At 51.7% G+C, this 12,260-nt stretch carries 11 protein-coding genes; 1 reads left to right on the top strand and 10 read right to left on the bottom strand.

The annotated features are described in order from the left end of the window. The 3 genes from AC52PS_RS08490 to def form a co-directional block, all read right to left on the bottom strand. On the bottom strand, nucleotides 1–671 hold a 671-nt coding region (locus AC52PS_RS08490; protein ID WP_495562626.1), incomplete at its 3' end, for a PASTA domain-containing protein. A gap of 42 nt (nucleotides 672–713) precedes the next feature. Then, nucleotides 714–1,706 (bottom strand): methionyl-tRNA formyltransferase, encoded by a 993-nt coding sequence (gene fmt, locus AC52PS_RS08495; protein WP_495562627.1) that lies wholly within the window; start codon nucleotides 1,704–1,706, stop codon nucleotides 714–716. After that, nucleotides 1,703–2,191 carry a peptide deformylase gene (def, locus tag AC52PS_RS08500; RefSeq protein WP_495562628.1) on the bottom strand — a complete coding sequence of 163 codons (489 nt, stop codon included), beginning with the start codon at nucleotides 2,189–2,191 and terminating at the stop codon, nucleotides 1,703–1,705. Before def ends, fmt begins: the two co-directional genes overlap by 4 nt. A 199-nt stretch (nucleotides 2,192–2,390) precedes the next feature. Here def and AC52PS_RS08505 point away from each other — a divergent pair, with 199 nt between their 5' ends. Continuing rightward, complete coding sequence (locus AC52PS_RS08505) at nucleotides 2,391–3,854, top strand: NADP-dependent isocitrate dehydrogenase (protein WP_495562629.1); 1,464 nt, start codon at nucleotides 2,391–2,393, stop codon at nucleotides 3,852–3,854. A gap of 121 nt (nucleotides 3,855–3,975) precedes the next feature. Here the strand turns inward: AC52PS_RS08505 and AC52PS_RS08510 are convergent, their stop codons facing one another. From AC52PS_RS08510 to AC52PS_RS08540, 7 genes are read right to left on the bottom strand one after another with little or no spacing between them, the layout of a single operon-like run. Beyond that, nucleotides 3,976–6,279: a sensor histidine kinase gene (locus AC52PS_RS08510; protein ID WP_495562630.1), complete on the bottom strand. Its 2,304-nt coding sequence runs from the start codon at nucleotides 6,277–6,279 to the stop codon at nucleotides 3,976–3,978. 14 nt (nucleotides 6,280–6,293) lie between these two features. Then, nucleotides 6,294–7,946: a bifunctional metallophosphatase/5'-nucleotidase gene (locus AC52PS_RS08515; RefSeq protein ID WP_495562631.1), complete on the bottom strand. Its 1,653-nt coding sequence runs from the start codon at nucleotides 7,944–7,946 to the stop codon at nucleotides 6,294–6,296. A 23-nt stretch (nucleotides 7,947–7,969) separates the two neighbouring features. Beyond that, nucleotides 7,970–8,182 (bottom strand): hypothetical protein, encoded by a 213-nt coding sequence (locus AC52PS_RS08520; protein WP_495562632.1) that lies wholly within the window; start codon nucleotides 8,180–8,182, stop codon nucleotides 7,970–7,972. A 20-nt stretch (nucleotides 8,183–8,202) separates the two neighbouring features. Further along, nucleotides 8,203–8,637 carry a response regulator gene (locus AC52PS_RS08525; protein WP_495562633.1) on the bottom strand — a complete coding sequence of 145 codons (435 nt, stop codon included), beginning with the start codon at nucleotides 8,635–8,637 and terminating at the stop codon, nucleotides 8,203–8,205. A gap of 16 nt (nucleotides 8,638–8,653) precedes the next feature. Continuing rightward, a complete protein-coding gene (locus tag AC52PS_RS08530; protein WP_495562634.1) occupies nucleotides 8,654–9,385 on the bottom strand; it encodes an RluA family pseudouridine synthase in 732 nt (243 codons plus the stop codon). Continuing rightward, nucleotides 9,382–11,355: a PPC domain-containing protein gene (locus tag AC52PS_RS08535; protein ID WP_495562635.1), complete on the bottom strand. Its 1,974-nt coding sequence runs from the start codon at nucleotides 11,353–11,355 to the stop codon at nucleotides 9,382–9,384. The genes AC52PS_RS08530 and AC52PS_RS08535 overlap by 4 nt, the downstream gene beginning before the upstream one ends. A gap of 59 nt (nucleotides 11,356–11,414) precedes the next feature. Beyond that, nucleotides 11,415–12,245 carry a TrmH family RNA methyltransferase gene (locus AC52PS_RS08540; protein ID WP_495562636.1) on the bottom strand — a complete coding sequence of 277 codons (831 nt, stop codon included), beginning with the start codon at nucleotides 12,243–12,245 and terminating at the stop codon, nucleotides 11,415–11,417. Between the last annotated feature and the right edge of the window lie 15 nt (nucleotides 12,246–12,260).

Genomic DNA, 12,260 nt, shown 5'->3' on the forward strand with positions numbered 1-12,260 from the left:
GAACTGTAGCGGAACACAAACGGGATGCTCCGTCCCGCAAGAAGCCCCAGAGCCTGACGGTAATCCAGACCCAGAGTTTCCGGTGCTTCCACACCCAGCACCTCCGGTCCCCGGCTTACCAGCAGATTGAGATCTGTATATCCGCTCAAATTTGCTCCCGCCTGGGGTTCCTGGGAAATGATGGTTCCCTCAGGTTCTTCGGAGAAGATGTAGCTGATATTTTCGCTCCGAACTTCCAGGAGGGAGTCGTGGGTGGCGAACTGGGCTGCCAACTGCCTGCGCAGATCATCCAGGGTAAGCCCCCGGTAATCTCCCACCTGATCAACAACCGGTCCTTTGCTTACAATGAGCTGGACCGTTCTGCCTACCCGTACTTGACTTCCGGCATCGGGGCGCTGATCTATTACCGCCCCCCTGAGTTCCGGGTTACTGTCAAAACGCTGCTGAACTCTGACGTTGAGTCCCCTGCTCTGAAGTTCTTCCAGGGCGGAAACAAGTTCCATCTCCTTGAGATTGGGTATCAGGGTATCTTCCGCTCCCTGCAGGGTGATAAACAGGGAGACGGTTCCGGCCAGTATGCCGAGGGCAAAAATGCCCAGAAACCCCCACAGCAGAATTTTAAAGTACCGATTCTCAGGATGCTCCTGGGGATCGGGGAGAAGTGTTTTCATTTTGCGTTGTATATTTCCGAAGATCTGTTTCATAGGAATGCTTTATCCCCCAAGGACCGATGATATAAACCCGGAGTTTCCATTAATAAAACTGATGAAATCAAGCGCCTTCTTGGTATGCAGCTGAAGCCGGGTAAGCACCAGGATGCCGTCTCCAGTTTGTACCAGAATTCCCAGAGTCTTGTCCATAGCGATTACCGTTCCCGGTACCGGACCGGCGGATTCCACAAGCTCTGATATTCTCCGATTCAGATCCGGATCGTTTGTTTCCTCCAGTTCGTGAGCGAGTAAACGGGTTTCCAGAATATTCACTCCCCTGCCCTCCCATCGGGTATGAGCAAGGGGCCAGGGGGTATACGCCCGTACAAGCCGGTGAATTTCTTCGGCGGGACGGCTCCAATCCACAATTCCATCATCTTTATGGAGGAGACTGCAATAGCTCGCACAAGATTCTTCCTGGACGCTGGGGGTAAGCGTCCCCCTTTCAAGGCCGTCCAGAGCATCCTGCAGCAATTGGGCACCCCGGACGGAAGCCTTTTCACCCAGGGTGGCAGCACTATCATTAATATGTATGGGCAATTGTTCCTGAATGAGAATATCTCCAGCGTCCATTTCCAGAGCCAGTTTCTGAATGCTGATTCCTGTCACAGAATCGCCGGCGAGTATTGCCGCCGGAAGAGGTGCGGGCCCCCGATACCGGGGAAGAAGGCTGGGATGAAGATTGACGGCATTGCCGTTAAATACGGATAAAAATTTGGGGCCGAAAATTTTTCCGTAGGCGACCACGGCCATTCCCTGGGGGTCAAGTTCCTTTACACGTTCCCTGGCCTCTTTTCCCAGCCGGGCAGGCTGGAGGACCGGAATGTCCTGCTCGAGGGCATACTGTTTTACCGGACTTTGCTTCAGTTTCCGTCCCCTTCCGCCCGGAGCATCAGGATTGGTGAGTACGGCTAGCACTTGGTGGGAGGAGGATTCATGGAGCTGTTTCAGCGATGGGAGTGCAAAAGCAGGCGTACCTGCAAAGAGTATTCTCATTTCTTCCGGTTCTTCTCATAGGCGGCCAGCAGACGCTTGCGCTGTCCCGGTTTCAGATATTCATAAAACAACTTGCCCTGGAGATGATCGTATTCGTGTTGAATAACCCGGGCAAGAATTCCGTCAGCTTCCAAATCGAACTCTCTTCCGTTCTGATCCCATGCTCTGACCTGCACCGCTTCGGGCCGATGCACTTCGGCGTACACGCCGGGAATACTTAAACACCCTTCTTCGTAAGGCGCCAGCGTTTCAGAGAAGCCGTGAATTTCAGGATTAATAAAAACTCTCGGATGATCATCGGGAACATGAACCACAAAAAGGTTTTCCATTCGTCCCACCTGTACTCCCGCCAGACCTATGCCGCTGCCTTCATGCATAGTTTCAATCATTTCATCGCAATAGGATGCAAGTTCACCATTAATGCTTGCCACAGGGGAAGATATCCTGTGTAGACGCTCATCCGGAAGTATTACCAAATCTAACATGGCCATAATGTAGGCAAAGGGGCAGGAAAAGTCAATCTGTCCTTGCCACCCCGGGTATCTGCCCCTATAGTGGAATGGTAAATACCCGGTTTTTTAAGTCAGGTATATATGTACAAAATTATTTGCGTATTTCGACCTAATTTTGAGGCTTCTTCAGAATGTGCTTTCGGGGAAAGCCTCTGAGTAAAGAGAGGAATGAATGAAAAAGATCACCGTGGCACGGGGTGACGGTATCGGACCGGAAATCATGGATGCCACCCTGAAAATTCTCTCCGCGGCAAAGGCGGAAATTGAACCGGAGTTTATTGAAATCGGCAAGAGCCAGTATCTTGCGGGAAACAGTACAGGCATGAATCAAGATGCCTGGGACAGTATTCGCAGCAACCGGATTATTCTGAAAGCACCGGTTACCACCCCCCAGGGCGGAGGCTATAAAAGTCTGAATGTTACCATTCGCAAAACCCTGGGGCTGTTTGCAAATGTGCGTCCCTGCCGTTCATTCACCCCTTATGTGGAAACCTATCATCCTCACCTTGATGTGGTAATCGTTCGGGAAAACGAAGAGGATCTGTATGCGGGAATTGAACACCGCCAGACGGTGGATGTGGCTCAAGCACTGAAGTTGATTTCCAGACCCGGCAGCGAACGGGTGATCCGATATGCCTTCGAATATGCCCGGGCATACGGACGAAAGAAAGTAACGGTGATGATTAAAGACAATATCATGAAAATCAGTGACGGCATGTTTCACCGGATTTTCAATGAGATTAAGGAAGAGTACCCGGAAATTGAAAGCGAACAGCAAATCATCGATATCGGAACGGCACGGCTGGCTTCCGCCCCTGAACGCTATGATGTAGTGGTTACCCCCAATCTCTACGGTGATATTATCTCCGACGTGGTTGCGGAAATCTCCGGATCTGTGGGTATGGCCGGTTCGGCGAATATCGGGAAAAACGCCGCCATGTTCGAGGCCATACATGGATCCGCTCCGGATATCGCCGGAAGAAAGCTGGCAAATCCTTCAGGGCTGATCAATGCCTCGGTGATGATGCTGGTGCACATCGGTATGCCCGAAACCGCCCAGAGAATAGAAAATGCCTGGCTGAAAACCATTGAGGACGGTATTCATACGGCGGAAATATACTCCGACGGTCACAGCACCCACCTTGCGAACACCGATGAGTTCGCCGATGCGGTGATTGAGCGCCTGGGTGCTACACCGGGTTTTTTCCACGGTGCCCGATTCAGTCCGGATATGCCCGAAATAACTATTCCCGATTACCAGCGCCCGGATGTACGAAAGGTTCTGGCCGGGGTGGACGTTTTTATCGACCATGGAAGCATCAGCCCCGATGAACTGGGGAACACATTGAACGACATCGCAGGGGCGTCACGAAGCAGTTTACGCCTGAAAGTGATAACCAACCGGGGAGTAAAGGTGTATCCCCAGGGCTTTCCTGAGACATTCACCACAGATCACTGGCGCTGCCGCTTTCTCATGGAAGAGCCGCCTGTCTCGGCAAAGGCGGAAGGTCTTGAGCCCGAATCGGTTATTGAGATTCAACAACTGATCATGGGATCAGGCCTGGAGATCATTAAAACTGAGAATTTGTACTATTTTGACGGAGAAGCAGGCTACAGCATGGCCCAGGGCGAATAGATAATGCCCCAAAGAGTGTGGAAACGGCTGCCGAGCTGCTGCCGTGCCGGTTTGGGGCGGGTAAGCCGGCTTATTTCCATAGGCTGCAAATCCGGGAGGCGGACAATCCAGGGGGTGGTGCTCAGTCCCCCTTGGATGAGCCGTTTCTGGGAGGCAGTTCAAGGGGAAGAATAAACCAGAAATCGCTTCCTTTCCCCGCAGTGGAATCGAAGCCCACCTCACCGCCATGGGCTTCCACCAGCTTTCTGCTGATTGCCAGCCCCAGTCCCGTACCTTCTATATCCCGTACATTGAAGGTTCGTCCAAACTCCCTGAACAGGAGATGATGATCCTTCGGATCTATGCCGATGCCTTCATCACTGACAATAAACTGGATGAAATCCCGGCCCTCCCTTCGAATTTTCCGGGTTTTCAGAACCACTTTACCCCGCTCCGTGTATTTTACCGCATTGCTCATGAGATTCATGAGGATCTGCTTTACCCGATAATGATCAATGTAAATATGCTCGGGAAGCTGGGGATCATTGATCCGTTCCAGGGAGATAAGAGCAGTTTTGTTCTTTGCACGGCAATAGCTTTCGCTGTGAACCATTACATAGTTCACAATCTCGCTAAGACTGGAGACTTCCGGATGAATGTCGATGGCTCCGGATTCGATCCGGGAAAGGTTGATTACATCATCCACAATATGGATCAGGGTTTTCCCCCCTTCGCTGATATTGGCGTAGGCTTTCATTTTCCCCCGATCCTCTTCCTGTATGAGTTTGCGGATCTGTTCCAGGGATTCCTGCCAGAGAATTTCAGACTCATCCTGATCGTCCAGCGGCTTTCCGCCGCCGCCCGAGTCTTCCCCGTCCCGGATACCTGTGGCACCGGCGCTGTACTCAAATTCTTCCCTGATTTTCTCCAGCATGAAATAATACGGATTGCTTTCTTCAAAGAGAAATTCCATGAACTCCCGTGTTAAGGGATATGTTCCTTCCGGCACCTGTTGCAGAAGCTCTTCCAAAACCAGGGCAATTTCATCGTTTTTTTCATACGCCCCGTAGCGCAGGAGATCGGTGATTCCGCTGATGCTGTTCAAAGGGGTTCGGAATTCATGGTTCATGTTTACCAGGAATTTCGACTTATGAACGTTGGCCATTTCCGCCCTCACCCGTGCGGCCTCTGCTTCACGGGTGCGTTCCTTCACCTTATCTTCCAAATTCTGGGCGTACTCCAGGATTTCCCGGCGCTGCTGGCGGATTTTATCCAGGCTCATGGTGAGCTCCCCCGCCAGGAGATTAAATGAGCCGGCCAGATCCCCGATTTCATCATTGCTTTCAACTTTGAGCTCTTCAAATCCCCGTTCCGACCCGATACTTTTCCGGAGATTATCCACACCCTGGTTCAAACTCATTATAGGCGCAACCACATACATGGTGATCAACAGGCTCATGAGGAGCACCAGGATAAACAATGCGGATATTATCACCCAGAGATACTCAATTTCCTGAGGAGATTCCTGAATTTCCCGGGGGATGGCCAATTCGGCGGCGTACAAGCCCTCCCGGGACACCAGGAGGGGCAGGATCCCCACCATCTCGTTTCGCTCATCGTCGGTAATAATTTCACTGAAGGGGGAATTCAAATAGATTCGCGTTCCTTCCTCACTATTGAAGCGCTGCGTTCCCCGAATGAGTATCTCATACTCCCGCCCGCTTACAATGAGTCGGGAGAGGCGTTCACCGTACTCGTTGATGCCGGTGGAGAACATGAGAGGTATGGAATACTGCTCCCGGTTGCCGGAAAACCTCCGGTTCTCAGCCTGTTCCCCTTGGGCAGACGACTCCCGCGGGAGGAAGAATATACTTGTCCGCAGATCCGAAACCTGGCGTAGCATGTCAAAAACATGGGATCCTATGCTGGATTGGATCAGTGCAACGGCCTGCTGATTGTTTTGCTCAAGTTTTACCGCATAATTCAGTACAATTTCATTCTGCATAAAGCGAATGGCTCCATCGCCCCGCTCTTCCTGGGCCAGATATCCCGAATAATTGCCGGGATCCTGAAATATGGTTCTAAATGCCTCTTCAGCGCTGCAGCAGTCCAGGGAAGCATCGAAGAGCAGATCCCCCTGGGAATTGAAGACACTAAGCCCTCTTCCTTTACTGATAATTTGGCGGGAGAGGGGCGTCTCTTCGTTCAGGAATATGGTTACGCTGTCCTCAAGACTTCTCGCAACGGAGAACAAGTTCCTCCATTCTTCTTCAAGGAGGGCAGAAAGGCTGGTCCGGCCGTACTCCAGTGTTTCAAGACGGTTAATATAATTAATCTCATCGAACTGCTGTTTCACATACACCGCAACTATGGCCGCTGGAACAACCATTACCGCGAGAAATATTATCGCCAGCTTCAACAGCAGGGGCAGACGGATATTCTGCATATATTCGGGCCTCGCTAATTCAGTTTCAGTCGGATCCTGGGCTCCGGGGAGGGCCGGATCTCTTCCGTGGAGTTAAGGTATCTGAGAAAAACAGCCAACAACGTCTCGTTATGTTCCCTGAGTATGGGCAGTTCACGAAATTCGTCATATCCGTCACCACCGGCGTGGAGAAAGGTGGTGGTAACAAGGGTGTAATTTCCCCCTTCATCCAGAGCTTCGCCCCCGATACGTACATCCCAGGGCTTCACCACGTATGTTTCATCATCCAGGGATACGGCATATTCCAGGCCCGCCCCCTGGAGAAAACCTTTTTCCTCTTCCGGATCGGCATAACGGGACGCCGACTGATTCAGGATCCGTAATAGCTGTTCACCCCTGACCTCAAGGGTGTACAGGCCCGATTCAAAGGGGAGGAGAGCATAGGCTTCGTGTACTGTAACCGGTCCCTGATCAACGCCTCCCCGCATGGAGCCGCTGTTGATGAGGGCCACATCCGCAGAACTGTAATCCAGCATGGCATTGGAAACAATATGTGCCAGTTCCGAATCTCCAGAAAAGGTATGGGTAATCTCCTCAACACTGTCGGCGATCCTCTGACCCAGAATGCTTCCCGTTTCCTCCCGAATGGTAAAAAGGGGCTCACTGATCTCCCTGTCAGGCTCCAATTGGCCGGAATACAGGGGCAGCTCGGTATATTTTTGAACACTGCCATTAATGATGCGAATACGATCCAGAAAGCCCCCCCGGTCGCTTCGGTTGTCATCAACAAGAACCATTTTGCCGGTCCACCGGGGATCCATAGCAGCTAGATTCACATCGGATTCCACCAGTCCGTCAATGGGCAGATCCCGTTCACCTAATACCAGCAGATCGATCGGCTCAGGGTCCATACTTCCCGGAAACGCCGACACTTCTCCTGCATTAAGTTTATGACTGACGGCATTCACCATCACAAATGGTCTCTCTACAAAAGGAGCCTGAGACGCCGTCCAGTTCCTGCCGGTCTCTTCCTGAAATTGCCTGATAGCCTGTTCCACGGCAATCCGGGAGGGGATAAGCTTAATCGTCTGGTTATGTGCCGGCAAGCTGCGCTCCATCAGGTTGGGACTTGAAAGCCCGATGACCAGAATATTGTATTGGGGATGATAATAATACGGTTGAATAAAATCAGGGGATTGATCGCTGTATCGCAGACGGATATTCGCACTCACCAGTGGAAAATCAGCCTCATGTGCCAATTCCTTGAGACGGGGCAGGCCGAAGTACAGCTCACGGGTATCCACAATGAGAGCATCGCATTCCGCATAATTCAGCAGTTCAATTATATGTAATCCCCGTGAAAAGTAGGCTTCGGGGCTGCCGTGAATACTGTTGTTGTCTGCGATAAAAAGGTGGGGGAATGGAGTCCTGCTCCGGAACTGATTAAGTCCTCCCGAGAGAAGGCTGAAACCCCTGTGTCTCACCTCCCCGTCACCGGTCTCCCGGACATCTGAAAATATCTGGCCCTTCAGGGAATGCACGGAGATAATATCAAGGTGGGGGGTGAAACTTCGTTGACAGGATACGGAAAGCATGAGAATTGCCCATAACAGGAGAAGAATACCGTATGTTCCTGGAGCCCGAAGGGCGCCGAAAAAGGAACGGAACATGTGCTGCTTCATAAACATGTGCTGCTTCATAAAACTGATACCTACTTTTTCCGCTTCAGAATACTGTCCTCCAAAGTATCAAAAAAACTGTTCATATTGCTTTGTATTTTTTGAAGGAACTCTTCCTTTTCCTCCTCATTCATATCGTCCATGGCTCCAAGGCATAACAGGTCTATGAGTCCCTTGAGCCTGTTCATGTTTTCCCGGAGTAGGAAGTCAGCTTCCTCGGCATAAAATTTGTCAACCTTGCTCATAGCGTTTCCTGTAGCCTGAATTATATTCCCATTCGCTGCCTGATCCGTTCGGGGATGTGAAGACCCAGTGTATCGGCAATTTTCTGAAGCATCTGTGCCTGATTGATGGGTTTGGTAATGTGTTCGGTAAACCCCGCACGCAGGCTGCGCTCTTTATCTGATTCCATACCATCATGTGCGTCCATTGCCTGAGCGGTAACCGCCCAGATCGGTGTATCCCGGAACTCGGGTATGGTTCGAATCACCTTTACCACTTCTATTCCCGAATCTTCCCGCTCCATTTTAACATCCATAAGGATTAAATCGGGTTTTTCATTTCTAATAATTTCCACTGAAGCAACTCCGCTGGAGGCCTCCAGCACATCCACAGCTGCTTTGGGGCCGAAGAGTTTAAGCAGGGTCTTCAACACATACCTGTTGGACTCAAGATCATCCACAATCAACACTTTGGGCATGAATCCTCCTGATGTATTACATGCTATCGTATATGGGAAATTTTTTCCACAGATCATCTCCCTGAACAGTTCGCGGATCCGCATCTATATCCAGAGGGACATGCTTCACCGGATGTTCAAACGAGATGCTCCGGGCATGAAGACTGATACCTCCATCGGGATTACTCCTGGCTGCACCATATTTCAGATCTCCCCGAATGTGAACAGCGATCTGTGCAAGCTGAGCCCGGATCTGATGATGTCTGCCGGTGAGAAGCTCCACCTCAAGGAGATGATATCGCTGGAGGCTGTGTAGCAGGCGGTATCTCAGAACAGCTTCCTTCTTCCCATTGCCCGGGGAAGTACCGGCGAAACTTTTATTCTTACCCGAATCCCGACGGAGATAGTGGCGAAGCTCACCCCGGGTGTCCGGAGGAAGGGCATCCACCAAGGCCCAGTACATTTTTTTTACTTCCTTGCCTTGAAAGAGACGGTTCATCCGGGTGAGAGCCTTGGATGTTTTTGCAAACACCACTGCTCCACTGGTTGGCCGGTCAAGACGGTGCACCAAACCAAGAAAAACGTTTCCGGGTTTGGCATCCCGAATGCGGATATACTCCCTCAATTCCTCCAGAAGGGGAACATCTCCGGTGGTATCACCCTGAACAAGCATGGAACATGGCTTGTTCACAATAATCAGATGATTATCTTCATAGAGAATTTCCACCGGAGGAGAGAGTGTGTGACTGGATGAGTCTCCCTGTTTCATTCAAGAACCTGAAGCTGATATTCACCCCTGGCATTTTCACTGAATGACATAACCACAATACGGTATTCACCCGACTGTTCGGCCACAACATCCAGCCGGGAATTGGTGCCGTCATAGTCGTCATTCTCGGCATAGGGCTCTCCCTGGGGGTCATTTACATAGAGACGGGTATCAAAATCCTGACTCGAGAGGCGTATACTCACTTCCTGGCCGCTGACAAGCGAAAGGTCATATACGTCGAATCTGACGCCCCGGATATCCCTCTGGTCGTCGTCGGAGATCGAGCCCGACTCATTCAGAAGAAAATCCAATTGACCGGATGAGCTGTACTCAAGTTCGTAAATTCCCGTATTCTCCCCATATACTGCGCTGGCAATGACCTGGTATGACCCGTCTACGGGAGCGGCAATATCAATCTCCGCGTCATAATCTCCCAGGGAATCATCATCTGTGTATGAACTTCCGTCGGGTGCAATCAGGGTAAGATAACTGTCCAGATATTCGCTTTCCATGGTAACGCGAATCTGTTCGCCCGCCCGTGCTTCAATGCCGTACACGTCTCCCGGTCCGGTATCAAAGCGTTCGTCAGTGGGAGAAATCATCCCCCGCACAGGCGCGCCGGGAGACAGGGAATAGCCTCGGGGATAGTTTTCCGGGGGATCCATATCCAACATCTGGCTGCGAAGAATATACCTGCCCTGTTCACCGCCGCTGTAGGAGCTTACGCGTATTGCCAGGCTGCCGGCTTCCTCAAAGAAATAGATGAGCCGGGACCGGTAATACCAATCATCTGCAGGACTGTCATCATTTTCAATAATATTTCCCCGGGAGTCGGTCATCTCCAGAACCGTATCGAAATCATCGCTGAGCACTTCAACCATAATGAAATCCCCGGCATCTCCACTGAGTTGGTATTGGGAAGAACCGGGCAGCTGAGCCTCCACTTCTTCACCAAGTTCAATGCTGGTGGCTGAACTCACCTCCAGGCGGAATTCTCCCCCTCCGCCGCTCCAGCTTGCTGCTTCCACCAGCAGCCGCTCCCCTGCAGAAGCGCTCAGTGAAAGGGCGGAGTTTGTTCCTCCCGAACCGGGCATATCGTCGTTTTCCATGTACAATCCATCGGCTCCCCTCACCCTGAGGATGCTGTCGAAGTCGTCGGACTCAAGAACAATGCGGTAGGCTCCTGCTGAATCGGGCTGAAAAATATACAGGCTGCCTCCACCCGATGCATCCAGCCGTCCCTGTACGCTGCGATTGCTCTCTATCTCCGAAATGTCCTCCAGTATCTCCATTGACAGGAAATACCGTCCGGTATCGCTTCCACCGTATGAGCTGGCTCCTACCATCACCGAACCCTCTTCCGGAGGAAACAGGGTAATTACACTGTCCCGGCCCCGGCCGTCATCCATGGTTTCTACCCTTCCGTCAGGATACTGGAGGTACATGAATGCATCAAAATCGGTGGACTCCAGCAGAATTCTGTGGGGAGCCCCTGGCTGAAGATCCACCGGATACCATTCCACATACCGCTCATCCACCGGATCCCAGGAATCGGATCCATCCAGTTCGCCCCTGAGAGTAGCTCCGGCTTCCAGGGCTGTATTCCCGGCGGCCTGCTGCACTTTCAAAATAAAGGAACCTGTTCCCACCGAAAGGTTTTCCTGGAGAGCAACTCCCACACGATAATTTCCCTCATCAAGGGCAAAAAATGTTGCCCGGGCACTGCTTCCCCGTCCGGTAAATTCCCTGATTCCCCCGTCAGGATCCTCAATGAGAAGCCGCGGGGAAAAATCGAGACTAACGGCTTCGGCACTGAGAAATGCTCCGGTATCCAGGTTGAGTTCAAACCACTCCACTGAATCGCCGGCCTCAGACGCATCGAGACTTCCGTTTACATTCAAAATTTCCGTTTGTGCAGTGAGAACTGCTGTAAAAAGCAGACAAAGAGAGAAAATAAATAATCGTTTCATGTATCCTCCAGGATGTTTTCGCAGGTTGGCTGATTATAGATGCTATCTTATCGCCACAGCTATTGGATTTCCAGATTTTTTCTTCGAAGGTACTCATACATAATGAGCGTACCCGCCTGGGCAACGTTCAGGCTGTTCACCCTTCCGTCCATGGGGATCCCCACCCTCAGGGAAGCACGCTCCCGCCAGAAGGGACTTACCCCCTCTTTCTCGGCCCCCAGCACCACCGCAGCGGGCACGGGAAGAGATGTCTCCCAGAGACTCACAGCACCGGGATCAGCGATGAGCACCGGAATATCCCGGGAGCAAAGCCATTCCCAGGTCTCCTGATTATCCGCTTCGGTGCAGGGCATGGTGAAATTCACCCCTTTGGAGGCCCGGACCACATTCGGGTTACTCAGGTCCGTCCTGCCTTGGCTCACAATTACCCCCGCGGCACCCGAAGCATCCGCCGAGCGGAGAATTGCACCCAGGTTGCCGGGCTTTTCCAAATCCTCCGCGATAATGTATAAGCCGCTGGAGTTCTCCCCGGACATACGGGGATCATTAAGATCCGGCCGGTCCCAGGCAAGCACCCCAAGCCAGGCGTCAGGGTGCTCCCGGTATGCAAGTTTACTCATTACCTGAGGCGTGACAGTGAGCGGGTTTACCCCCCTATTTTGAAGCAGGGAAAGGAAATCCCGTTCATCTTCTTTCAGCAGATCGGGGCAGATATACAGACGTTGGATGTGTGCCCCGCTCTCCCAGGCAAGCCGAAACTCGGGAAATCCTTCAACAGTCATTAAGCCGCTGAGACGCCGATGCCGCCGTTCCCTGAGCCGCACATCATCTTTAATTCTGGAATTGCGGATGCTGGAAATATGATAGGTGGGGCGTTCTCCGCTGTTCATGGAGGAAACTATAGT

The sequence above is a fragment of the Salinispira sp. genome (genome assembly GCF_059431795.1).